Origin of the sequence: Paenibacillus sp. FSL R7-0302, from assembly GCF_038006885.1 — a bacterium.
Taxonomy (GTDB): domain Bacteria; phylum Bacillota; class Bacilli; order Paenibacillales; family Paenibacillaceae; genus Paenibacillus_AQ.
In genome coordinates this window covers 69,796-95,495 of sequence record NZ_JBBOWB010000003.1, presented here as the reverse complement: position 1 = coordinate 95,495, position 25,700 = coordinate 69,796, and the positions used below count along the sequence as shown (strand labels likewise).

Annotated in this window: 25 protein-coding genes; 14 read left to right on the top strand and 11 right to left on the bottom strand. The window is 40.7% G+C overall.

Going from position 1 to position 25,700, the window contains the following annotated elements; all coding sequences use genetic code 11:
* Positions 1-4: 4 nt before the first annotated feature.
* Positions 5-781, top strand: a complete 777-nt coding sequence (locus MKY96_RS33110; protein ID WP_340947072.1) for a phage tail domain-containing protein — start codon at positions 5-7, stop codon at positions 779-781.
* A 16-nt stretch (positions 782-797) separates the two neighbouring features.
* Positions 798-4,487 (top strand): phage tail spike protein, encoded by a 3,690-nt coding sequence (locus MKY96_RS33105; protein ID WP_340947070.1) that lies wholly within the window; start codon positions 798-800, stop codon positions 4,485-4,487.
* An 18-nt stretch (positions 4,488-4,505) separates the two neighbouring features.
* On the opposite strand, the gene MKY96_RS33100 is transcribed toward MKY96_RS33105, so the two are convergent.
* Together MKY96_RS33100 and MKY96_RS33095 are read right to left on the bottom strand one after the other, a co-directional pair.
* The gene (locus MKY96_RS33100; protein WP_340947068.1) at positions 4,506-4,796 is read right to left on the bottom strand and encodes a hypothetical protein; all 291 of its coding nucleotides are present in this window, start codon (positions 4,794-4,796) and stop codon (positions 4,506-4,508) included.
* A 110-nt stretch (positions 4,797-4,906) separates the two neighbouring features.
* The gene (locus tag MKY96_RS33095) at positions 4,907-5,509 is read right to left on the bottom strand and encodes a stalk domain-containing protein (protein WP_340947065.1); all 603 of its coding nucleotides are present in this window, start codon (positions 5,507-5,509) and stop codon (positions 4,907-4,909) included.
* 86 nt (positions 5,510-5,595) lie between these two features.
* On the opposite strand from MKY96_RS33095, the gene MKY96_RS33090 reads away from it, so the two are divergent.
* From MKY96_RS33090 to MKY96_RS33040, 11 genes are all read left to right on the top strand, one after another.
* On the top strand, positions 5,596-7,926 hold the full coding sequence (locus MKY96_RS33090; RefSeq protein WP_340947063.1) for a hypothetical protein: 2,331 nt from the start codon (positions 5,596-5,598) through the stop codon (positions 7,924-7,926).
* 48 nt (positions 7,927-7,974) lie between these two features.
* On the top strand, positions 7,975-10,677 hold the full coding sequence (locus MKY96_RS33085; protein WP_340947062.1) for a hypothetical protein: 2,703 nt from the start codon (positions 7,975-7,977) through the stop codon (positions 10,675-10,677).
* 20 nt (positions 10,678-10,697) lie between these two features.
* A complete protein-coding gene (locus MKY96_RS33080) occupies positions 10,698-11,942 on the top strand; it encodes a hypothetical protein (protein ID WP_340947059.1) in 1,245 nt (414 codons plus the stop codon).
* Positions 11,943-11,964: 22 nt separating this feature from the next.
* The gene (locus tag MKY96_RS33075; RefSeq protein ID WP_340947057.1) at positions 11,965-14,262 is read left to right on the top strand and encodes a tail fiber protein; all 2,298 of its coding nucleotides are present in this window, start codon (positions 11,965-11,967) and stop codon (positions 14,260-14,262) included.
* Positions 14,263-14,325: 63 nt separating this feature from the next.
* Positions 14,326-15,198: a hypothetical protein gene (locus tag MKY96_RS33070; RefSeq protein WP_340947056.1), complete on the top strand. Its 873-nt coding sequence runs from the start codon at positions 14,326-14,328 to the stop codon at positions 15,196-15,198.
* 102 nt (positions 15,199-15,300) lie between these two features.
* Complete coding sequence (locus MKY96_RS33065; protein ID WP_340947055.1) at positions 15,301-15,627, top strand: hemolysin XhlA family protein; 327 nt, start codon at positions 15,301-15,303, stop codon at positions 15,625-15,627.
* A gap of 35 nt (positions 15,628-15,662) precedes the next feature.
* Complete coding sequence (locus MKY96_RS33060; RefSeq protein WP_340947052.1) at positions 15,663-15,998, top strand: hypothetical protein; 336 nt, start codon at positions 15,663-15,665, stop codon at positions 15,996-15,998.
* Between the two features lie 43 nt (positions 15,999-16,041).
* Positions 16,042-16,851, top strand: a complete 810-nt coding sequence (locus MKY96_RS33055) for a peptidoglycan recognition protein family protein (protein WP_340947051.1) — start codon at positions 16,042-16,044, stop codon at positions 16,849-16,851.
* Between the two features lie 11 nt (positions 16,852-16,862).
* Entirely contained in the window at positions 16,863-17,129 is a 267-nt protein-coding gene (locus tag MKY96_RS33050; protein ID WP_340947048.1) for a hypothetical protein, read from the top strand.
* Positions 17,130-17,565: 436 nt separating this feature from the next.
* Positions 17,566-17,898: a hypothetical protein gene (locus tag MKY96_RS33045; RefSeq protein ID WP_340947046.1), complete on the top strand. Its 333-nt coding sequence runs from the start codon at positions 17,566-17,568 to the stop codon at positions 17,896-17,898.
* Between the two features lie 158 nt (positions 17,899-18,056).
* On the top strand, positions 18,057-18,893 hold the full coding sequence (locus MKY96_RS33040; RefSeq protein ID WP_340947043.1) for a DNA-binding protein: 837 nt from the start codon (positions 18,057-18,059) through the stop codon (positions 18,891-18,893).
* A gap of 499 nt (positions 18,894-19,392) precedes the next feature.
* On the opposite strand, the gene MKY96_RS33035 is transcribed toward MKY96_RS33040, so the two are convergent.
* The 3 genes from MKY96_RS33035 to MKY96_RS33025 form a co-directional block, all read right to left on the bottom strand.
* Positions 19,393-20,052: a hypothetical protein gene (locus tag MKY96_RS33035; RefSeq protein WP_340947040.1), complete on the bottom strand. Its 660-nt coding sequence runs from the start codon at positions 20,050-20,052 to the stop codon at positions 19,393-19,395.
* A gap of 383 nt (positions 20,053-20,435) precedes the next feature.
* Positions 20,436-20,876, bottom strand: coding sequence for a hypothetical protein (locus tag MKY96_RS33030; protein WP_340947039.1), 441 nt, complete (start codon positions 20,874-20,876; stop codon positions 20,436-20,438).
* Positions 20,873-21,181, bottom strand: coding sequence for a hypothetical protein (locus tag MKY96_RS33025; RefSeq protein ID WP_340947037.1), 309 nt, complete (start codon positions 21,179-21,181; stop codon positions 20,873-20,875). Before MKY96_RS33025 ends, MKY96_RS33030 begins: the two co-directional genes overlap by 4 nt.
* 176 nt (positions 21,182-21,357) lie before the next feature.
* Between MKY96_RS33025 and MKY96_RS33020 the strand changes: the two genes are divergently transcribed.
* Complete coding sequence (locus MKY96_RS33020; RefSeq protein ID WP_340947035.1) at positions 21,358-22,287, top strand: Rok-like winged helix domain-containing protein; 930 nt, start codon at positions 21,358-21,360, stop codon at positions 22,285-22,287.
* A 54-nt stretch (positions 22,288-22,341) separates the two neighbouring features.
* Here MKY96_RS33020 and MKY96_RS33015 read toward each other — a convergent pair whose 3' ends face one another.
* From MKY96_RS33015 to MKY96_RS32990, 6 genes are all read right to left on the bottom strand, one after another.
* A complete protein-coding gene (locus MKY96_RS33015) occupies positions 22,342-22,881 on the bottom strand; it encodes a crossover junction endodeoxyribonuclease RuvC (protein WP_340947034.1) in 540 nt (179 codons plus the stop codon).
* A gap of 307 nt (positions 22,882-23,188) precedes the next feature.
* Positions 23,189-23,914 (bottom strand): MBL fold metallo-hydrolase, encoded by a 726-nt coding sequence (locus MKY96_RS33010; RefSeq protein ID WP_340947033.1) that lies wholly within the window; start codon positions 23,912-23,914, stop codon positions 23,189-23,191.
* 231 nt (positions 23,915-24,145) lie between these two features.
* Complete coding sequence (locus tag MKY96_RS33005) at positions 24,146-24,286, bottom strand: hypothetical protein (RefSeq protein ID WP_340947031.1); 141 nt, start codon at positions 24,284-24,286, stop codon at positions 24,146-24,148.
* A 16-nt stretch (positions 24,287-24,302) separates the two neighbouring features.
* Positions 24,303-24,527, bottom strand: a complete 225-nt coding sequence (locus MKY96_RS33000; RefSeq protein WP_340947030.1) for a hypothetical protein — start codon at positions 24,525-24,527, stop codon at positions 24,303-24,305.
* Between the two features lie 17 nt (positions 24,528-24,544).
* Positions 24,545-24,970: an HNH endonuclease gene (locus tag MKY96_RS32995; RefSeq protein WP_340947029.1), complete on the bottom strand. Its 426-nt coding sequence runs from the start codon at positions 24,968-24,970 to the stop codon at positions 24,545-24,547.
* Between the two features lie 356 nt (positions 24,971-25,326).
* Complete coding sequence (locus tag MKY96_RS32990; protein ID WP_340947027.1) at positions 25,327-25,605, bottom strand: hypothetical protein; 279 nt, start codon at positions 25,603-25,605, stop codon at positions 25,327-25,329.
* Between the last annotated feature and the right edge of the window lie 95 nt (positions 25,606-25,700).

Below are 25,700 nucleotides of genomic sequence, written 5' to 3'. Positions count from 1 at the left end.
ATCAATGCCTATAATGGAAAGTGTCGCATTTAGCTATGACGGAAAGTACAGTAACGATTTTGGTATTGTAAATATTACTGCTGATTCAGGTATGTACAAAGAGCAATACCTTGCATCACGAAGCATTATTGAACAAACAATCGCAGGGAATCCAAAGCCTTATTTCAACAGAATTGAATACGAACCTATCGCTCTAAGTTTAACCTTTGCGTTTGAGAATGGTTGGGATGATAAGAAGTATCGGGAAGTTGCACGATGGTTAGGGAACCAGGAATATTACAAGCCATTGTTTTTTGCTGAAAACCCTACAAGGATATTCTATTGTATGCTGTCGGACGAACCAGAGTTGGTTCATAACGGTAATAAGCAGGGATACATCACACTTAATATGCGCTGTGACAGCCCATATACGTATTCTCCAATAATGGTGTCAAAGAAGCTGGACTATTCAAACAATGTTTCAGGTGCAACCTACACCATTGCAAATGATGGCGATTTGATCTGCAAGCCAGAAATCTTCATCAAGAAAATCGGTGTTGGGGATATTTCGATAGTAAATACCACGAACAAAAATAAGGAGTTCAAGTTTGTTGGGCTGGCAAACAATGAAATCGTATACATCGACAATGAAAGAGAGCATATCGAAACGGATGTGCCACTTACTTATCGTTATTCGAATTTCAATAATAATTATCTTGAACTTGTTAGAGGTATTAACACGCTGACGATCACAGGCAAGGCAATTATCAGCTTTAGATACCAATTCAAGACATTAGGATAAAGGGGAGTGAAGTGCAATGGCTATGGGCGATATTGACCTGTCGTTAAAACCTGCAAAGCTTGAACTATTCTTGGCTAAACCAGATAAGACAATTATCAAAAAGGTTAGCGAAGCGTACAATAAAACATTATCAGTTAAGCTGGGAAATATAAATGAATTGGTCTTCACGATTCCATTCAATATTGATATTGGTCATAAGCTTTCAGTGAATCCAACTGCGGACATTTTGAGGGATAGATATCTGATCAAAGCTGTGATCGGCACTGAAGAAGAATGGTATATCATCAATGCAATTGAAGATACGGCTGACGACAGTAATGAAGTGAAAATTGCTACAGCTTACCTTCTGCCTTATGAAATGGCAGGAAAGAATGTTCGAAGCTTCAGCGAAATCAGTATCAATATGACCACCGTCCTTTCTGGTGGAACCACAATTGATATAAATACAGGACAACCAAGAGAGGTTGTTGGCATTTTAAACAATACCCGATGGAAAGTTGGGTATATTGATGCTGCATTTGATGTTAAGTATAGATCGTTTGAATTTTCATCAACAACAGTGCTAGATGCGCTGTTCCAGGTTGCTGAAACGTTCAATGCGCTGATCATCTGGGATACGGAAAATAGAAAAATCGAATTCCACAATGCAGAGAACTATGGAGTTGATCGTGGATTATCTTTGAGCTATGGACACTATCTTCAAAGCCTTACAAGAGAAAGTAAGTCTGACGAAATGGTAACAAGACTCAAGGTATTCGGCAAGGAAGGTATGTCCATCCAGGATGTCAACTTAACAGGACAGAACTACATTGAAGATTATTCCTACTTCATGTATCCATTTCAAAGAGATACAAGCAAAAATGTAATTAGTCATAGTGATTACATGAGTGATGCTCTGTGTCATGCCATTCTGGACTATACAGCGTACCTTCAAGGAAAACAAGGCACTTTCTCTGCGCTCAAACAGCAAGTTGAAAAATTCCAGGTTACGTTGACTGAAAAGAATAACGATTTGTCGAAGCTTAAAGAGGAATTGAAGTACATTGATAATGAGCTGGATTCTTTTAATGCAAAGGGAGACTCTGTATCGGCTGCTGCGGAAGTGGTTAAAAAGGATGCCAAGCAAGCAGAGATCGTCACTAAGCAGGGAGAGATCACTGCTGCTCAAAGTAATGTAGTGGTCGCACAATCAAGTGTTCAGTCGCTTAGGAATTCAATGGCATATAATCAATTCTTTACTCCTGCATTACTGACTGAGCTAAATGACTATGTTATTGAGAAGGAATGGACAAACGAAAATTACAGTGACGCACAGGCGCTCTACGACGATGCTTTGGAAGACTTTGAAACTATGAAGATTCCACAGGTTGTTATTACGATTGATGCTGTTAACTTTCTTGATATTGTGGAATCTCAGCGTGACTGGTCGAAGCTTGTGCTTGGCGATATCATGACTATTCGCCATGACAGAGTGAAGGCAAACATGACTGCGAAGCTCATTGAATATACTATTGATTTTGAAGAGTCCAAGATTACTCTGACTATTGCGAACACCAAGGATATTTTGAGCGACGAAGAAAAACTGGTGAAAATGATTTATGCGTCCAGTTCGGCTTCGACAACCTTAAATGCAAGCAAGTCTATTTGGGATGGTGTGGAAGCTACCAAATCAACCGTAGAAGCCTATATTAATAGTGCTATGGATGCGACCAAACAAAGTATTCTTGCCGGGGTTAATAACACCGTTACGATCAGCGAAAGAGGTATCCTGATCAGAGATACGACAGACCCGAATACATACCTTGTAATTCAGAATGGAGTACTTGCTATTACCAGAAACAACGGGAATACTTGGTCACATGCTATTACAAAGGATGGAATTATTGGAGAAAGAATCATCGGTAAGATTCTTGCAGGAACCAACCTGACAATCGACGCTACGGACAACAAAGGTCAACGGCTGTTCCTGGTGGATGGTAACGGCGTGACTATCGCTGGTGGCTCCCTGAAGGTCGTAGGAGGGCTTCCAGCGTCAGAGCTTGACCCAACAATCCTTGCCAACATCGACACCGATATCGCTGAGGTAGAAGCGTCTGTGAACGCCCTGGAAGTTAACGTAGACAATATGCTAAGTGACGCAATGATCACTTCTATTGAAGCGAATTCCTTGAAAATCAGCTTGGCCCAGGTAGATTCGGAAAGCATTGACCTGATAAATGCTGCATCCGTGCTAGGTATTGCAGACGAAAGAACCAACTATGACACGGCTGTAAAGGCTCTGAAGACAGAGTTAAACAAATGGGTAGATCAGGCAAACTATCCGATTAGCGTCACCGCTGCTCAACGCTTGGTTATTAAACAGAGATTCAGCACCTTGCAGAGTACAAAGTCAGTCTTGATCAATAAGATTGCAGCAGTCCGGCAAGCAAACTCCCAGACGTACACCGATGGCAAGGTGACTACACTGAATGCAGCAATCAGCACTCTGGACAGCGATATCGACAGATTTTCATCTGACAATGTGATAACGCTTGCAGAAGCAAATTCGCTTAAGAATAGCTTGGCACAGGTTACTTCAGAAAGTGCAAGCATCGTTAGTGTTGCCGGAACGCTGGGGATCACAACGCTGACGACCAACTATTCCAGCGCATTAACTTCATTGACTACCGAAGTCAACAAGTGGATCGACAAGAGTTACCCTCTTACGATTACAGCAGCCAATCGAACAAGCATTAAAACAGCCTTTGAGAACCTGCAAAACCGGAAGTCGCTCCTGATCAACGAGATTGCAGCCGTCAGAGAGCAGAGGGCCAAGGATGCTTCAGTAGGTCTAGGCAAGGCGTACAACGGCGTTACAATCGACGCAGCGAATGGTTTGGTGATCGTGAAGTCGGATGTGTCTATTCGGACAGTGTTAAATGCTACACAGGGATTCATGTTCCAGAAGAATACAGGTAGCATGTCTTCTCCTACGTGGTCAAACATGCTGTTTTATGATGTCACTTCGGGGAATCTGACTGTAGACGGCATTATCAATGCCAGAGATATCAAGGTGAACGGTGCGAGTGTATTGACCAGTGATGGCAAGTTTAAAACGCAGTCGATTGAAACCTTGTACATTGGACGGAATGTGTTTATGGCTCCAGAAGCCACAATTTCGTATACGCAAATTTCGGATAAGCCGTACATCCCTACAGTTCCAGGATACATCACATCAACCAGGATTACTTCAACTACCATTGAGTCTCCGAACATATATGGGGGTACGATCACGATTGGTGCGGGTGAAGATGTATGGAAGGCTGATTCTCAGGGTGTTTATCTCGGGGCATCGACGTTTGCTGCTGCACCATTTAGCGTCTCAATGAAGGGTGTTCTTACAGCGCTTAACGGTAACTTCAAAGGGTCGATCACAGGTTCGACAATTACTGGTTCGACGATCACAGGTTCGACTATCAGATCACGGCAATCGGCAAATAGTGGTGCGGGAGTTGAGCTGTTGTCGAATTTCGGAGATATCAGAGTTTACGATGCTACTGGATCAAATATATTTAGAGTTGAGGATGGAGCTGACGGAAATATATGGCTGTATAATCCGCACAGTTTTGGGGCTTTGCAATTAAGTCGAGGTGGAGATAATGTATATGCGAATGGGAATTGGAAATTCACAGGCAATGTAACAGGGATTACGGCTACTTTTGCATAATAGTAGGATCGAGATTTATTAATCCCAAATTTTATAAATAATCTTCGGGAGTTCTAAAAATTCAATCCCTCTATCTTCAAATTCCTTCTGGATGATATTTATAGTTTCACCTCTGGAAACACCTTTATTCTTAAATTCTTTAATGACATAATTTTTAAACCTTTCGATTCTTGCACTCTTTTTGAGTTCTTCATCAGAAGAAATTATGCCAAGTTCATATTCGGAAAATGATATTCTTATCCGAATTAATTGCAGCAAAGACCATAGCTTATTTTCAGGATCATAAAAAAAGATGTCCACTGAACGCATAATTCCAACTCCTTAAGGATGTATATTCAATGCTCTGTCCTATTATATCATATGATTTTAAGGTTTGAAACTAACACAAAACAAGCTGCCTAGAAATAAAAGAAAGACTCTTAGCTGAGTCTTTCTTTTATTTCTTTTAGCTTTTCATCACTCAAGTAAACCGAACTATTGTATAGAAATGCTGTAGACGAAGCTGAGTATGCAGCATCAACTTGAATCGTCATAACAACACCGTGGCTTTCGTCATAGATGGTTATTTCTTTCTTTATTCCATCGTATAAAATGCTGTTCGGTTGAATTGAGTATTTATTTCTTCCATCACCTAGCTGATAGAATGTTTTCCCTTCTGCATTTATTGCAGGGAGCTTCAATCCATCTTCTTGTGCAAATGTGAAATTGTCCTCCATTGGTGTCACCTCACTTTCTATTGTGGATTTCGTGATGTTGACAGTTTGGTTGGATTTGTCCCATGTTGTAGTAGCGCCAAGTGCCTTTGCTACTTCAGCTACAGGTAAATAATTCACGTTATTATATGTTATCGGTTTGTTCGTCAAATTGACGTTATCACCATCGACAGTGATCTTAACAGACTTATTTATGTAAGCGTTTGTTATCTTTTCAAAGGCAGTAGCAGCAAATGAGGATGTTGAGGTTAGCACTGCTGCACCCACAACAAATCCAGTAAGGAATATTCTTGCTGATTTGAAATTCACACACGTCACTCCAATTATTATATTTTATGCTCAATAATATCACGGTTTTTATATTAAGGTCAAGTAGAAAAAGGGGATGAAGAGAAATGGCAATGAGTTATTCCGGTAGATCGCATGAATCGCTTACGTTTTTATGTGATTATCCACCAAGGGTAGTCAGCACAATCCCTGGGGTTAGCAAGTATGTATCCAAGTCTTATGATTGTACAATATCATGGGGATGGCTATGGTCAGGGGGGAAGTGGACGCAGAATGGTTGGAGTCATAATGCATCAGACACTAGAACCTATGGACCTGATACAGACGGTTACAGTGGAACAGTATCATTGGGTACTGTCTCCCCTGGAACAAGAACATCAGCGCCCACAGGAACAGGATCAGCAGGTGCTACAAGAACAACAACATCTATAGGTTCAGCATCTTACAGTGGTACAGTTAAAACACCTGATAGCACCAGTACTTCAGGTGCGGACATTACAAGAAGTACGATGTATCTAAATGGAAGTTATTATGCATCAGGTCAGGGTTCTAATTATTTCTGGTATACGTTTACAAATCTGCAACCCAACACATATTATAGCGTTTCGATAGATTGGTACTCTGGTTCGACCTACGTAGGCTCCAACTCTAGCAACGGGACGACAGATGTGCGACCATTGCCAGCAACTCCTTCAAATCTTACATCTCTAAATTTATACCCAATAACTGATTCTGGGAGAGTAGGAGGAAGAGTTACCTGGAGTGTCGGGGCGAATACCACATATGTTTCAGTAAGCCTGGGGAATGAAGTACACAATTTAACAATTGGGTCAGGAACATCTTATGATTTTTGGAGCAACGGTGGCGCTGGGTACAATGAAGGCCAATATTACACTGCTTACGCAACCCCATATAATACAGATGCTTATGGGCAGTCCAGTGCAGGGAATCAATCTGGTAGTGGAGCAGTCCAAATGTATTCTAGACCTTCCAGCACACCAGCTAATGTCAGGGTACAAGAAATAGGTTCGCCAAATGTATTCAGGGTTACATGGAACACTGTAGCGGATGCAACAACTGGCTATGCGATTTATGCCAATGACAATGAGGGAAGCGGAGACGTACTTAAGGCAAGTGTCAGCAATTCATATGACTATTACGCTGACATTGTACTGGATAGACAGTGGGTCAAATATACAGTTAAAGTCGTTCCAAGGAATAGCGTAGGGCTGGGGAGGAATCCAGGCTCCTACGACTTCAAAACGCCTGATCTAACACCGCCTACAACAAGTGGTTCTATAGGATATGGGGAAGTAACAGACTCTATGATTGATGTGTATGTTAATGGAGCTTATGATGCGGGTAGTGGAGTTTGGGGCTACATCTTCTATTATATTGCAGGCGCTAATAATGCAAATGTATTCAACTCTGGCGTTCAAACGAAATATTTTGTCAATCCTGCCGGGATGAAGATAACGGGGCTAACACAGAACACTAATTACACAATTGGAGTAAGGGCATTTGACTATTCTAATAATTTGGCAACAGACAGTAAAATGATCACTGTCAAAACAGCACAAAGCATCCCTACAATGGTTACAGTTTCTTCAAGATTCGATAATGGCTTTAACTTGTCTTGGGGTGGAGTCAATTACGCAACTCACTATGAACTGAACTATAAGCCTACAGTTAATAGCTTTTGGAATTCTTTGATTACAACGGGGAACACCGCAAGTGTAAATCTTGCTCCATATGGTATGCAGTATGATTTTAGAGTAAGAGTAAGTATGGATGGTGGAAGCTCATGGAATCCATGGTCTGGAGTTACAAATGCAACTACGAATCCAAAGACTCCAACACTAACGGGCGAATATGATGGAACAACTGCCAGCTTCATTATTGGTGGAATGTCAGGAACAACTTTCAATGCTGTTGTAGTAGAAAGAAGACTTAGATCGAATGATACATTTGTTGATCAGCAGGTAGTGACAAGTAATGGCGCTTATGTACAATGGTCAATTGCATCTAACATTGTGGGGAACTACTACTTTAGAGCGTATTCGAGCTTGACGACAAATTCAGGTGCGGTCTTGACTAGCTTAAGCTATTCTCAAAAAATCGAATTCCTTAGACCAGTAAGTTTTAACTGGACAGGTGGAGACAAGGTTGCAGGGGCCAAGCTGACAATAACTTCATCAGATTGGAATGAATTTACCAAGCGAATTAATGCCTTTAGAGCATATAAGGGATTTTCTGCTGCATCGTTCACAACAGTTTCGTCTGGAACACCAATTTCAGCCGCAATTTATAATCAAGCATCGAATGCTATAAATGCTATAAATCCACCCACAAAGGCGACGACAGTCACAAGTGGAGTTACGAGCATTTCAGCAACCTTAATCAATAGCATTAAGAACGCCCTGAATTCCATAGCTTGACAAGCGTAAAATATAATGATATAATATACTAGACAAGGAGGGGTTTTCTTGAACACATATTTACAGTACAATGACCCGATTCGGATTCAATTCAGAAGTGGGACAGCAAGTGACCCATATGTCAGCTTGAACGAATCACAGAAGATCATAAACAATGTAATCACCCTTCAGGAGATTCCAGACGAATTTACGCACGTAAATATTGCTGGTTATACTGAGGGTTATAATGATGTTCCCACATCTGCCGGAGAGTTTGTTGTTAACTATACAAACGGACTGATCACTTTTCACCCTACTCAAGAAGGTAAAACTGTAACCGCTTCCTATAAAGGTAGAGGATTCATCAAATATCCTGCTGAACGCATCTATGCTCACGGATCGAATCCTGATGTAACAATTACTCTTCAGGATATGATAGACCAGGGTATTGAAGGATTGAAAGGTTTAGAACAATTGACAACCGCATTAGCGGGAGTTGGAGCAGCTACCACTAACGCAGCTACTCAAGCTGGATACGCTAAGACTCAAGGCGACTATGCTAAGACTCAAGGTGACTATGCTAAGGTTCAAGGTGATTACGGTAAGGCTCAGGGTGATGCTGCTAAATCCGTTGCAGACGCTTTAGTTTATAAAGGTGTGTATTCATCTGGAAGCGCTTACATTTCGAGAAATATTGTATACTATAATGGTTCCACTTACATTTGTGTTGCAGCAAGCACAGGAAATCTGCCTACCAATACAACTTATTGGAGACGTATTTCTGGAACAACGTGGAGAGCAGTGTATTCGCCATCATCAACGTACAATTACGGAGACTTCGTATCCGATGCTTCTGGCAATACTCTTTACATGTCTATCATTGATTCGAACTTGAACAAGGCTCTAACAGATGCTACATCTTGGAATAAGATGATTAGTGTGCAGACTGCTATTGATAATGCTGTTACTGCAACAACAAATGCAAACGCTGCAACTACTGCTGCAAACACTGCTAAGACTAACGCCGATACCGCTACTACAAACGCTAACAATGCAACTACTGCTGCAAACACCGCTAAGACAAGTGCGGATACAGCTACAACGAATGCTAATGCTGCTACGACAAAAGCGAACACTGCTGCAACAAATGCAGACGCTAAAGCGACTTACGCAGATCAGCAAGGAGATTACGCAAAGAGCGTAGGAGATTCCCTTGTCCATAAGGGAACTTACGCTGCTGCTACTGCATATATTCCAAGAAACATCGTATATTACAATGGCTCCACTTATATGAATGTTGTTGCGAGTACAGGGGTATTGCCTACTGACACAACCAAATGGCAGAAGATCACGAACATGGCTTGGAAGGGAACCTATTCCGCTTCTATAACCTACAATTACGGCGAAACTGTTGTTGATAGCGTAAATCAAAATGTTTACATGTGTATCCTGGATGGCACATTGAATAAGGCGCTGACTACAACTACTAACTGGACATTGTTGATGAGTGTGGCTGCTGCGATTAATAGCGCAAATACAGCTACAACCGCTGCGAACACCGCAAAAGACGCTGCCAATACTGCTAAAACTAACGCTGATACTGCGACTGGTGCTGCTAATACTGCTGCTACTCACGCAAATACTCAAGGTGACTACGCCAAGGTTCAAGGTGATTACGCTAAAGAGCAGGGCGCTCTTGCTACAGCAAAGAAAGATGATCTGGATTCAAGTGTGACCAGGGCAAATACTGCAAAAACACAATTGGATGCCAGCATAGCAACTTCTGATCTGAAGAAGACTGCTCTTGATACTTCGATTTCCACTGCCGGAACTAAGCAGACGACATTAGATGCGACGAACTCAGCAGCAGATACGCTGAATACAAGTCTTGGTGGAAAGATTACTACAGGCTCAACGCTAAAAACTGATTTGGACAACAGGATCACTACAGGCTCGACACTGAGAAATGATCTGGATAGCCGGATTACTTCAGGAAACACGACAAAGACTAATCTAGATGGCTCTATTGCAACTGCCGGAACTTCTAAGTCTTCACTGGACGGAAGCATTTCTACAGCAGGCACAAAGAAAAACGATCTAGATGGTTCGATTACAACAGCTAATTCTACAAAGGTAATTTTAGATAGTTCGATCTCAAGCGGCAATGCGCTGAAGACAGAACTAGATGCTACTGTTTCGACAGGAAGTATCCTGAGAACCAATTTGGTAGATTTGTCCGCTAATGGCGAAGTTCTGAAGAGTGGCCTGCTAGAAGCGATCTCGAATGCCGATGTAGCAAGAACATTGATTGATGGAAGCGTGGTTAATGGTCAAAATAAGATTCAGCAAATGAATGACAAGATCGTAGAAGCGAATTTGAAAATACAGGACACTGAAAGTGCAAGAGTCAATGTTATTTCTACAGATGCAAGGCTTCAAGTATTCGAAGAGTATAGCGCCACAAAGACTTATTTCCCGTTAAACAAGGTTTCGTTTAACGGCAGTTCGTATGTCTGCATTAGAGAATGTAAGGGTATTTCTCCGACTTATACAAATAGCTGGCTGATCATTGCTCAAAGGGGCGCTGATGGAACTGGAACAGGAACTCTGAAGGAAGAACATTTTTCAATGACTGTAGATGAACCTGCTACAGCAGAACCCTTCTTCTGGTTTAAGGAGTTATCCAGTGAAGAAATCCAGAACTTCGGCCTTATCATTGCGAATGCATCAATGACAGAAGGCAAGTCAGACCTTTATCTTGACGAAGAATAATTACAGGAGGAATATATATTATGGCAACTCAAAAGAATATTCAAATGAAATATAATAACGGTGTTGATTGGGATAATCTATTTCCGAAAACCAAGGCAGGACTTGTTGAAGCAAGCAATGGCAAGACGCTTGAGCAGCATGTCATGGACACTGTTGCACATATAACAGCGGCTGAACGTGCGAGTTGGAGTGCAAAGGCAACACCATCAGACATTTCCGCAGCTATTGACGCTCTGGTAGGAACCGCACCAGAAACGCTCGATACATTGCAAGAAATTGTTGCAGCACTAGGCAATGACCCAAACTTTGCGCAAACCATCCTTAGTCAGTTAGCAGGCAAAGTTGATGTCGTAACAGGGAAAGGGCTTTCAACAAACGACTTTACGGTGGCACTGAAAGCAAAACTTGATGGGATTGCTGATGGAGCAACAAAAGTTCAGGTTAGTGGAAGCAACGGTAAGGTCAAAGTCAACGGAGTAGACATTGACGTTTACATTCACCCAGCAGGAACGAATCCACATGGAACGACTAAATCCGATGTAGGGCTAGGAAGTGTTGAAAACAAAAACTCTGCCGCAATTCGTGCAGAGTTAAGCGTCACCGATGTAAGCAATGCATTAGGCTTTACCCCCTCGAAAATGGCGAGTGGCAATGATGCAGGGAAACCAACCGCAACAGGTTCGAAGTCCTTATATATCGCTGTAGATACAGGTAAGATTTATTTGGATAACACTTCTGGAAGTTGGCTCCTTATCGGTGGAGGTGGAACTGTCAATTGGTCTAGTCTTACTGGAACGCCTTCAACGTCTGCTGGTTACGGGATTACTGACGTAGCTCCCCTGACTCACGTAGGAGCTGGTGGCACTGCTCATGCGACTGCAACGACTTCTGTAGCAGGATTTATGGCTGCACCTGATAAGACGAAATTAGACGGTATTGCTGCTGGAGCAAACTATTACACGCATCCTTCTGGAGACGGGAATCTTCACGTGCCAGCTACAGGTACAAGCAGCAACGGGAAGGTGCTTAAAGCTGGAGCGACAGCAGGTAGTGGAACGTGGGGCAATGTAGATTGGTCTGAAATCACGACTAAGCCAACAACATTTGCTCCGACTGCTCATACGCATGTTGCTACGGAGATAACGGAAAGCGCTTCCAAAAGGTTTTCATCCGATACAGAAAAAGCGACTTGGAACAGTAAATCTAAGGTAGCAGTAGGAACGACCACTCCTACCGATGCAGACATTTGGTTCGAAGAAGTATAAGGAAAAGAGAGGTGCGTTTTAAATGGCTGAAAAAGATATTCTTATTAAAAAGAAAAACGGTTCCGATTGGGATAATATATATCCAATAAGTAAGGCTAAGAACATCATTGCAGCAAGTGGGAAGAGTGTTGAAGACACTCTTCTTCTTAAGGCTGATCTGGTGGGAGGGAAAGTTCCATTGGATCAGCTTCCTGACGAAGCTAAGAGACAGGTGTATGTAGTTACAAATGGAACCGCCAGAAATGCCCTAACAGGTATGATCACTGGAGATATGGCCTTTGAGACAGCAACGGGCGACACGTATATCTGGAATGGAACAGCATGGAGTACGGTTGCTGATGCAGATTGGGCAAATGTAAATTTGACCTGGGCGAACATTTCAGGAAAGCCATCTTCAACAGTAGCCAATATTGATGCTGCTGTAACTAATAGTCACACACATAGCAATAAGGCTGTACTGGACGGAACAACTGCAAGCTTCACTGTGGCTTTGAATACGAAACTGAGCGGTATTGCTACAAGTGCTTCGGCTGTTGCGAATTCCGCAACAAACGGAAATATTAATATAAATGGATCTGAAGCTGTTGTGTATTCACATCCTTCTGGAGACGGAAATCTTCATGTGCCAGCTACAGGTACTGCGAATAGCGGTAAAGTACTGACTGCCGGAGCGACAGCAGGCAGCTTATCTTGGAGCGCTATTGATTGGAATTCTGTGATTAGCAAGCCGTCCACGTTTGCACCTGCTGCTCATGATCATGATGTCTTGATCACGAAGGCAGACAACTACAAGGATAGTGCGGCACTACCTTCTGCTTACGATAGAGGAACTACTGTATTCTTCAGCAACAATCCTGCTAACAAGTTTAATGGTACAGCGTACTGCACAGTACATACAATCAAAGGATATAACAATATGGCTGTGATGCAATATATCTATCCTTACAATGTGGACGCACCTATCTTTTATCGGTATGGGCTTTACAGCTCTGATACATGGACTGCTTGGAGAGCGATTGCGACAACTAATATAGTTACCACAAGTGATAACGGATTAATGAGTGCCGCAGACAAAACGAAATTAGATGGTATCACAGCAGGTGCGAATGTTGTAGCAAATCATGCAACAAACGGCGCAATTACGATCAACGGTTCACTTGTTACTGTTTACACGCATCCTTCTGGAGACGGAAATCTTCATATCCCTGCAAATGGCACATCTAATGGTGGTAAGTTTTTGAATGCATCTGCAACTGCTGGTGTCTATCAATGGGCAAGCGTTACTGCGGCTGATATTACGCAATCGTCAACAGCTAGATTCGTTACTGATGCCGAGAAAACATCTTGGAATGCCAAGTCAACTGTAGCAAGCCCTACATTGACGTTCACGGCTGGAACAGGCGCTCTGGCATTTGGACTAACCATCAATGGATCAGTGGCAAGTGCATCTGCGACTATTGCAGCAGCAACTACATCTGTGAACGGATTGTTGACAGCAGCAGATAAAGCGAAGCTTGATGGCATTACAGCGGGTGCCAACGTAGTTGCCAACTCTGCAACCAATGGTGTTATCACTATTAATGGAGCTAATCAGACAGTCTATTCACATCCGACAGGTGATGGTAATTTGCATGTACCAGCTACGGGTACTGCTAACAGTGGTAAATTTTTAACCGCTGGTGCAACGGCAGGTAGCTTATCTTGGAACACTATTCCTGATGCATCAACAGACAGTAAAGGCTTAGTGCAACTCTGCACTGACTCAGATAGCGATTCAACAACACTTGCTGCAACTGCAAGTGCGGTTAAAGATGCTAGAGATTTTGGGTCGTATGTTTTTTCTGAGTTAGAATCTGCAAAAACAATGAACTTGCAATATAAGGTGACTACTGGTATTGCGTCAAACGTAATTGCTTATTCTGTTCAATTTAACGTAATGCCGTCAACTCTAAATGGCGCTCCATATGAAGGTTTCAGATGTACAATCAAACCTCACGCACCTTCCCATCCAACAACACAACCCACGTTGTCGGTAAATGGTCTTGTTGGAGTACCTATTAGACAGGCAAATGGTGCTATAACTAGATTATTACCTAGCGGGGTATATACTTTGGTATATAACGGAAGCGCATACATTATTCAAGGTAGTGGTGGCTCCCCATCTGCTGCGGATGTAATTGAAACTACTACTAAGAAAATCATGACATCAGATGAAAGGACAAAGCTAGAATCTATTTCCAGTAGTGTTGCTAGTGTATACGCTGGGGCTTCAGCACCTTCAAGTCCAGCAACGAACATGATCTGGTTTGTGACAGAATAATAAATAAATAAATGAGGGGGGGCAGAAGCCTCCTCTTTTAATTAAAAAAGGAGATGTGAAGATATGCCAACAGTAAGGACAATAAAGCTTAACACAGGGACACCATCATCACCATCATGGACAGAGCTAACCCTTGGCGGTGGCGGTGGAGGAAAACCAATGTCTGTTTCAATAGGTTGGGTTGCATCAGACGGAGTTGACATTGTTGTTGATAGTAGCATGGATTTGGGGGCTGTTATCAATGCGCAAATAAGCAATCTGTTTATGGGTGGATCAATAATTATAAGAGAAGGTTCATATAATCTTAAAACGTCTATTGATATGAGGGAAGGAGTTGATGTTTTAGGGTGTGGAAGTAAAACCGCTATTTCTCTAGCTTCACCTGGAAGTAAATATGTTAGTTTTGGACCTAATTGCAATAGAGCGAAATTTGGAAATGTAAAGCTAGGTTCGTATTCCAGTAACGCTGGCGGTACTAATGGAGCGTTAATTGATGTAGCAGGAAGTGGTAACAGTGTGTGCAACCTGTATTTTCACGAAAATCAACTCTCTTCAGCAGACCTAATAAGCGTTACAGGAAATCAAAATCAGATTATTAATCTTCCGAATATTAATGGTGCTGGGCGAATATTGATTAGTGGTTCGGAAAATTTAGTTCATGGAGTTTCTTATAGAACTCATACCAACTATACATTTAATATGGTTGTTTCAGGAAACAGTAATATTGTTTCCGAAAATGTATTATCAGGCATTTCAATCACAGGGACTGCTACAAAAAATTCCATCTCAAAAAATGTAGTTAGGAATACTTACCAATCAATCACTACGGATGCTACAGCAAAGACAAATCTTATTATGGGTAATGTAACAGGTGGAGGAAGCGCTAGTGTCGTTGATGGTGCTAGTGGGCAGAACACACTACTAGGCAATATCTAAGTGCAGCAAGCAGATAGAGTCTACCATAAGGCAGAATGAATAAAATGTTGACATGCGTAAAATAAAATGTTATAATTTAATCATGAAGGAGAGCGGAGCAATTTGCCGCTCTCCTATTTTGCATTTCATTTTTATGAAAAGGAAGTGAAAATAGTGACAACAAGCGCTAATTACTCAAATAAGGAATTGCTTGACGCAATACTTGATGTGAGAGACAGAACAACACGTATTGAGGAAAAGCTTAATCGTGCTGAGAAGACAGAAGAAAAAGTTGATTACGCAAAGGACTTGGCAGAAGAAGCGATTGCCATGGCAAAAGCAAATGAAAGAGAGATTGAAGCGATTAAAAACAACAGCAAGTGGGCATGGGGTTTTGTAGCCACCCTGGTTGTAGGTTTGATTGCACAATTCCTTGGGTTCAGTGTGTAGACAATTGAAAGCGTTTACAGAAAGAAGGGAAAGTTATGAAGTGGATTAAAGATGGACTCTCCTTCGATGAAACAAGAATATCGGCGTTGATAATAGCTTTCTTCATCACGCTAGGGTTTTCGTTGTATCAAGTCGTGGTAGTCGGAGATATCTCTGATAATCTATTGATGCTGTTAGGCTATGAACTTGGTGCGTTCGCAGGTGTAAAGGTTGCTGAATCGCTAACTACAAAGACGATCACAAAGACTGTCGGAGATTCAATGACTCGTTTGACCACCACATCTTCGCCAAATAGCAGCGAATTAACGTTTAGTACAACTGAAGGCAATATGTATGAGGACAGTGAAATTGACACATCTAGATTGCCATAAGTAAATGATAAAACAAGTCAAAATAGAAAGGGGAAGATAAATAATGTCATTCAAAATGAAATATACGATTGCTACAAGTTATCTTACATCTAATACAAAGAGACGTTCTGGAATCAAGATGCCTGGAGTAAGATTCCTTGTCGCTCACGACACTGGTAATCCAGGTAGCACAGCAAGAGGAAACGTTAAGTTCTATGAAAATTCACGGAACGAACTCTCTGCTTCTGCACATACATTTATTGATGATGTAAGCATTATTGAGTGTATACCTGCTACTACAGGAACGCCAGAAAAGGCTTGGCATGTCCTATACAACGTAACAACAGATAACGCTCTGTATGGAGACGATGCGAACGATGTTGCTATCGGGATCGAACTTTGTTATGGCGGCAAGATCAATAACTCTGAAGCTTACAAACGCTACGTCTGGTACATAGCATATCTTTGCTACAAGTTCAAACTTGATCCAGCCAAGAAGATTGCAGGCCACAATGAATTAGACCCAAGTCGCAAGACAGACCCGTATAAGAATTCGCTAAAGGCCATGGGGATCAGCAAGACTCAGTTTATCCAGGATGTAGTCAAGGAATTGGCTGCATGTCAAGCGGTAGAACCTGTGAAGACAACTGTTCCGGCAAATACAAAAGAAGAGGATGATGAACCGATGCAACTGGCACAATGGCAAAAAGATATTATCATTAATGGTGTCAAGCAGTACAATAAGACGATCATAAACGGAAGCGCTATCATTAACAGTCCTGAAGTGTGGATTGATAAAGTCAACAAAGGTACGCTGACTGCTGGCGAACTTTCCGTACTGAATCTGTCAATTCTTATGAGAACACAGAAATAGGAGTGATTTAGATGGAATACTTAATAGCGTTACTTGTAGTGGCCTTGATCGCTGTTTTATACTTCAAGAATTCAAGTAAAGTGTACAAGGTTATTGTCGGTACACTGATTGAAGCATTAAAGAATAAGGAAGCAGAGATTGTTTACGGCTTATACAATAAGCTGCCGCAGAGCATTAAAGACAAGGTTGACTCCAGGATGATCGCAGAGATTGTAGGATTTACAATTGGAGTTGTAGCCGATATTTTGAGCGATAAAGCAGCGAAGCTAACCGAATAATAAAATGAAGCAGACCAACAAGCGGTCTGCTTTTTTTATTGCCCATATCAGACAAAATGTGGTATACTTAGAATAAGGCAGTGCAAGGTGTAGAGTGATGCGTCACCCTTCGTTTAGAGAGAGGGGGTGATGCTGATGGGAAACTTCATGGATTTTGTTGAGATAGCAGGAGTAGTGGTAGCTCTGGCTGCGGTTGTAGTCGAGATAGTGAAGCTTTCCTCTAGCAATAAAAAACAGAAGTAAGCCACCTCTTACCCTCGCAAAGTTTGAGTGGCTTACTTCTTGTCGCTACGTAGGATGAGAATGCAAGCACCTTGCACTGTCGATCCTCTCTCTAACATATGTTGATTATGCCACTATTATACATGTAAAAGTGGGAGTAGTCAATTTTTTTTGCTTATTTTTTTACAGTACATCGTGCCAAGGGGGAACTAAATTGGGTAAAAGCAAATCACTTTCCACAATACTTGCAATGTTCGATGAAGACGACGACTTGAGGGTTATGGCCTATAATGTAGGCTTCCAAAGAGATAATCGCAAAGACTTTGACATTCTATACTCCAAGGCAAAAACAGATAAAGACATTCTGCTTTGTTCCTGCGACAGTTCTTTCACAACAGGAGAGAGTGAAGAGGACTTAGTGAATCGTGAAGATTCGATTAATTCTCTGACGGACGCTGAAGCAACTCTTTTGGCAAATCATCTGTACTCAGCTTACCCCGACATGTATGCGAATGCGCACGAAAACGACGAAGACGAAGATAACTAAATTTATAAAGCGACAAAGCGCAGCAGAAATGCTGGGCTTTTTGCGTTTTGGGAATGCAATCACGTAAAGGGAAAAGATGTAAACTATGTAATTGACCAATGGATGGAAAAGGAGTAATATTGATGTCATAAAATGGAACATAAGGAGTGGACTAGGAGTTGCTGGAACTAGCTGATCTGAACGCTGATTCATTAGTAAAAATGCTAAAAGCTTCCTTCTCGCTTCGCAACTGGACAGCAATGATAACAATAGCAGACAAACTTTTAGAAAATGTTGCGGTGATTCATGGGACAAGTCCGCAGGGATCAGAAGCCAAAGAATTGCAGCGATCCCTTGTATATTATTTTGGATTTAGTCTTTGTGCGAAGGGTATAGCCTTGCAAAAGTTGGGCGATCATAAGGGTGCAAGGCAGTGCATTGAAAAATATGCTGATTTAAGTTGGACAAAACTTGAAGATGAAGAGTCATTGTCTGAAATCGAATATTATAAGAATATCGCAATTGCAAATTCTTATGTCGTCGATTTGCTTGATGGGAACCAAGAAGTTTTGCCTGAATATGTTCAATTTGTTATGGAGAATAGTAGAGAGTTGATACCTGGATTAATTACCATCCTGGAATCGGCGCTGAAGCACAATTACTCTGTGAATTGGGCTTTAAATGAATTACAGGATGAAGTGGAGATAGATGTAGATAATGAGTCAAGAGAAAGAGTTCGTAATTATACTGAATATCTTTATTTATTGTCCGTTTACAATTTTAAAGAAGGAAAAATTATTGATGCAATAAATCAAACCCTGGAAAATATAGTATTAAGTGGTAGACTAAATGATGAAACGGGTTTTAGGAAAGGTGTAGCATTTTTTGAGATGGTAAGAAGTCATGCCGATGCTTCCCAGCAACAAGAGTATTACTACATAATGAAAAATATCTTAGAGAGGGAGTTTAATGATGAAAAAGACACTTTTGTTGTTAACAACCGTTTTGCTGATTAGTTCGTTCTCAATTATAGTAACCCCTAGTGCAGATGAATTTTCAGACGCATCCAACAGCATAATAATAACGACTAACAATCACGGAATAGATCACTAACGCTAATTTGATTTTTCTTTGATGGAATGTTAAAATATCCTTGTTCATTAGAATGTGGTGTTGTGATATCAACAAAGGCTCTACCGAAAGGTGGAGCTTTTTTTTATTGCTCCGGCATGGACATTTGTCTAAAATACGTGTTTTGTGCAGATGTCTGAATGAATTGAATATTTTTAACGAACTTAGGGGCATATATCATCAATGATATATGCCCCTAAAATATTAATCCCTTTTCTTTCTGTATTTCCTAATCACATCTACTGCAATAACCGCAAGTGTTACACAGAACGATTGTATTAATGGCTTCACATAGCTAGGATCATCATAAAGAAAGTATGCTAATGCGAAATTAGCTATGAAAGTAATCAGGTATCCCAAAATTCAATCATCCCATTTCTTTCCTTAGAACCAAGGATCAATTATGGTAGAACGTCTTGCGTCTGTCGAGAGAACACCGCCAGAATAGTCGGAGTTATTTGTAACATGTATTTCTTTCAAAAGTTCATAATCGCCCATGAAATTGCCATTCGCATCAAAATATCCTGCTCCTAATTCTCTGTAGAAATATTGAATTTTGAAAAACAAGTTTTCTTCGTTACGATGAATAAAGTAATAAACTCCATACCCCATTCCTGCTGCGGCCCCGACTTTCCATGGGTCTAAAATCCCTTTACTCTTTACGAATTCGGTCACAGCAGCTCCTAAAGCATATTCTGTCGCTGCTGTAAATTTACTTGAAACGTATCTATCATATCCACCCATATGTGTATAGGGAGTAGGATAACTTCTAGCCGCAAAAGAACTATTTTTGAATTCTAAAACCAGTAAATTATTTACCTCTGTTAAAACTTCAGGAGACGTATCGACTAATTTAAGAGTACCATCTGACACGATAAAGTCAATGTTGTTTTCGGTTAGAATATTTACAATTCTATCGTTGACTAAAGGTATGCCCTTTTCGACTTCATCCACACCAACATTATCAGCTCCAGTAGCTCCGGCTAATGGAACTGCGACAAGCAATAAGCAGGCAGAGAGAAACAGTATGAGTAACTTCTTCATAATTAAACTCCTTTTTCAAACCATATTTAAGGTTTAAGAAGTTGGCGCCAACCCGTCCTCTTTGCCATTATACCATAAATGGGATAAATATCTACAAAAATCCATATAGTAGGGAATAAAATCGAATTTATTCCATTTATGCCGTCTTGATTCTTGTGAATATATGTAAAAAATACAAACTTCGATTCAATATCCTGCCAGGGATACTGAAGACAACACGAATAGCCAGAAATCCGTCGATTTCCGGCTAGGGCATTTTCTTTCCGTTCGGCTAAAGGAAATGCTGCGGTGCGCACCGCATTCGCTTGCGTATATATAAAAAGTCGGCCGACTCTCTTACGCTTATTTTTAGTATTACCCGTATATCTTTAAAGCATACAATATTACCTGATCAATATTTTTGATTTTGGTTTAGCCCAGGTTGATTCGAATGATATATCCAATGGCATCAACGGTCTTAGCAAATCAGGAATATTCTTATTATCCTCTATAGCCTTCGCATATTCGTCCAGATCGTCAAACACTTTAAATGACGCATATATCTTCCTGGCAACCGTTTCATCATTCCTATTCCCTATTGCGAATATAGTTGGATCAATAGCCTGCCCTGCACGGTTGACGATAAAGCAATGACGTACCATGAGGTTATCGACGCTACTCATATATCCATAAGCAATTTTCCAACCTTCAAAATCAAACTTGTACAGATTTTCAATTGCAATATTGAATATATTGATATAACAGTTCTTGATGCTCACACAGTCTGTATGCTCGTCATACAGGCTTTGGGATAGATCGGGTTCAAGTGTATGCTCTTTGATCATAAGGAGCTATATCCTTGAGCTAGAAGCTGTTGCAACGCCTTAGCGTGTTCGGTGTAAGCTTCTTCTTCAGTGTCCCATCTTCCTATCGTCTCAGGACTACCCGCAGAAGGGAAAAACATTGTCTCGAATATGCGAAGCCTGTCTTCGTATAGCTGCATTCCTGTAAATACTGTCGATAGCCATGATCCGTCTTTGAATGTGTTTTTTGAAACTCTATGTACATTTGGATCTTCTAGCAGTTCAGCAAGCTGTAAGAATTCAATAGGGTTACCCTGACGATCATAGAACATATGGAATATACTCATTTAAATTCTCCTTAAATTAGTGTGTCAATAGTAGCTTCTTAATTATAAGCTAGATAAGATTTAAACTCAATTAAAATACAAACTATCTAACATTATGTTCTTGAATTAATTCTACTAGAATATGGTTTGCCCTTCTCAAAATTTCAGTATACAATTAGAAACAAGGTAGATTTTAATTGAACAATATTAAAGTTGGTAATTGGCATTTACTAAAGGGAGCTGAGACATTGATAACCTTTGAAAGTTTAGAGACATATTATGATGAAAGATACAATAAACCAAAAAATGATCATGAAGCATTGGTAGTACTTTGGACTGTTTACAAGAAAGAAATGAAACACTTTGATGCAACAATTAAAGATGGAATCGCTGAGACCTACAGGGAAATGAAGAGTAAGGGGATTCCAGCATTCTATTGGTTCTTAGAAGCAATTCACAGGACTTCGAAGAAAAAACAGATTAAACACTCCTACTCATATATTGTAGGAATGCTTCGGAATTGGGTGTTATATGGGTTTGGAAACACTATGACTTCTGAAGAAGAAGAGGTTTTCACCTTTTTCGCTGAGATGGCAGACGTAGAAATGTCCAATGATGCAAGACATGCTGTATCTGCACTCATGGGGAAATATGGATCATTTAAGCTCATGAGAGTAATGCACCAGTTGGCTGCTGTAGATAAGGGTGTCCTAATGGCTGATATGCTAAACAGAATGATGATTGAGCGATTTGGCGGTGTAGCTCCTGCATTACCTCCTTCTCCATCAGATTTCGTTTCTCCTGCAATCGAAGAAGTTTCTTCATCCTCAGAGGTGGTGTCTTATAAGGATGAAGAAAGTCAGAATGAAGCGATTAAGGAGAAGAAAAAATATCACATCAGCACCCCTGCCGAATTGAAGAAAAAGCTTAATGCGACCATCAAGTTCTTAAAAGATAAAAAAGAAACAGCAAGTCCTAGTGAAATCTGTAAAATGCTAAATGAAAAAGGATTCGAAAATATTACTCAAAAAAATATGACAACACACTTGAATTCAATGATGAAGCAAACCCCTCTAATAGTTAGAGTGGGAAAAGGTCAGTATAAGTATTCAATTGAGGAAGAATAAGCAACCAGCTCTTTAGAGAGATTGCTTAAAAGTTGTAAGTAAATTGATAAACACCTAGCTAGTTTGCCCCTTCTTTTTGGGTGTTGCAGAAGTTCTCTTTTTTGCTGTCTGCTGCTTTCGGCTCGATTTTTCCCAGGGCATCTTACACTCTTTAATAAAGTAAGTCAGACCTACTGCAAAGGCATCTGACTCGTCTTCATTCTCGAACTGAACATGGGGATAAGCAAGCAGGAGCTTCTTCTGGATCGCTTCCTTAGAAGCTGTCCCAACAAGGATTGCTTCCTTGACAGACTTTGGTGTGTAGTAGAACTGTTCGTATTTGTAGAATAGCCAATTAATCAGGCCATGCACTCTGAAGATCACCTGAGTCGCTGTGTTGAATCGACTGAAGCCACGTTCGATTGCTACTACCTTACATGGGTAATTGTGCTTAAACTGCTTCACGCCCTCGTAGACTTGGTTTAGGCGCTTGCCATGGCTCCATGCCTTCTTCGTCGGAAATGAAGTGATCACCATTGGCTGCTGAGTGTCGATGTTGAATATGACAAGACCTGTGCAGTCCATGGATAAGTCAAATGCGTATAAATAATTCATCTTGTTTCCCCCTAACGCAAAAAGAAGAAAGAGATAACCCCTTTCTTCGAAACGTAATATAGTTATATTTTGTGCTTTATGAAACGTATTATATTGCCTTTCCGATTCACCGTTCGTGGTACTTTGGTAAGGTCGATATAATAATCTGGTGCTGTTGACTGATCAACCACAACCTTATCGACATGATCAGTTTCTTTAAAATGATATTGATCGTGATTTAATTGGAATCCATCATAATCGGGGTTGCGCACGTATGACCAAGCTACAATCCGTGAGTTACCCTTCCCTCCAGTTACATACACTTGCATTAGAAACTGACAACCGTATTGAATCCCAGATTAAAAGCAGCATTACCGTCAAAGCTTCTGTCTGTATGCATGCAATGAACTTTTTCACGAAACTCCAATGGTATTAACTTCTCTAGTTTCTTCAGAGACATATGTACATTGCCATCATAGTCAGCCGAACAAGTATCCTGGAAGATGTAGTCGTACAGGCCAACATGCTGCATGAACTCTTCGGGGAACATGTTTGAGTCTCCACTGTAGTAGGCAAGCTCACAATTGCTATGATCATAGATGCTATATGCGTAACTGTTCTCAAGTTCCGGTGCATGTGACACCTCAAGGGCATCAATCAGAAGATGAAAGTCCTCAGCTCTTAACACTTGTGTCTTATCAGCAGGGAAACCATTATAAGCATACGTGCCGATCTGAACCCCCATGATTTCAAGCAGCTTAACAACACTCAGATCGTTCGGAGCGTGTACAATCAACTTAGGCTCCATGAATGGCTTCATCTTGTAATAGGTATAGAATATCAAGTCTCCAAGTGATCCTACATGATCTGGATGAAGATGTGTAAGCAGAACATGGATTTCTTCTATCCCACGAAGAAGTCCAAGTCCAAGAATTCTGTCGAAGTTTGCACTGCCACAATCAATCAGCAACAAAGTCTTTCCACGTTTAATGTATGCGCTGTTGTTTCCACGCTTAGTATGAAATGCACTCCCTGTGCCTACGAAGTTAAACATAATGCATCCCCTACTTTCTGTATCTTTTCATGTATCTACTAAAGTTTATTTTTTCTATTGCGAAAAAGAAAATCCATAACACAAGAGATACGACCGCAATAAATACAATGACTATTAATGCGCCGATGATCCTAATTAAAATAGCTGGTATAGCTATAACAATCAGGACTATCGCCAATACAGCCAAGGCTAATAGTATAAAAATCTGCACAACTTCACTTCCTTTCAAAATCAATATTCTTCTTCCATCATCGTCATTGCATCACCGTAACCGCTCCAATTATCAACGCCGCAATTCTCCAGGCATTCCAGCTTTTCGCTTCGTCTCAGCAATTCATGGTACTCTTCCATTGGAATCTCAATCATTAGCATGTCTTAAAACTCCCTTCTAATTGTCTAAATTTTGTACGACAACCCATTCTCCGTTAGTGACATACTTAGCAACTTGTTCGAAGCTATAGACTGTTCCAGACGGATACCCATCATCATCAATCCACATAACAATGTATTTTCGCTCTGACAATACATCGAAAGAAGTCCAATCGGCTGTGTAAATTTCTAAATCATCGTCATTGGGGATAGTGAATGTAAAACGTAATGGCAATACTTCCATTATTAAAAACTCCTTTATTATTTATTTGATTTTTTAAAGTTACATTTGCAACACATCGTATCGTAGTTGTCGATGTGATTTTTGCCACCTTTACTCTTAGGAAGGATATGGTCTTTAGTCATAAGGACTTCATCTCCATTAGCATCCAGGGCATAAAGGTTGAAGTGATAGTGATTAGCCTTGCGGTCTTTTTCTTTTGCAAAGAATACGCCGACGATCCCGCAGCGCTTGCATACGACACCCTTATGTTTGAACAACCAGTACCGATGTGAATCCATGCTGATTAGGTCGCCATCGAAATCAACTTTATGTAAATCGTTGTTCCTGATCTTTTGAACAACTCTTCCGTCTTCGATTGGATCAAGCTGCTTTGAAAGCACTTCTTCAATGGAGTATGTTCCTGCTCTAAGGTAATGTCCGTTTTGGCTGGTTGTCGTGATCATAGTTGCGCAGTCCTCACTTTGTTGTATTCTTTTTTGATCTCACAGGCTCGTAAGATTGACCTGCCTTCGGAGAAGGAGACTTTCGTTCTCAGATCGCATTTTGGACAATACAGATACATAAATGTTCTATACTCACCTACAGGATAATCGACAACAAATTCTCTGTCAGTATTAAGTTCATGCCAATCATGGTCACATGTCGTCTGCTTGCGTTTACGGCTCCAAAACATCTTGCACCCCTCCATGAAATCCGAATTTTATCTATACAAACAAGCATGAAAAATAGTAGATATCATAAGGGGATTATTTTCATACTTACCTAAAGTAAGCAAGTGAATTCCCTTATGATCACTGATTCAGCCCATTGCTGGAGTGGGTTTGTTCTGCTGCGCTTCCTCTAATTCCTTTGTAAGCAAGGAGATACGGTTAGTTTGCAAAATCAGCAATGTTTTCGCCAATTCAAGAAGACTCTTCTCTATAATATAATCATCAACAAACTCCTGCGTTGCCTTAACCCCGACAACCTCAGCCCTTGCTTCCATTTCAACCAAACCAAGAAATGCTTGTACAGCATCATCTTTTGCACCCAACTGACGAATAGTATTAAGCAGATATATTCCATCTTGCTTCCGCATAAAATCAATTCCCTTCGAACATTAATTATATTTTACGCTTAGAAACTTTATGAAAAGGTCTAAGCGAAAGCTGACCATCTGTTTATTTATTATAT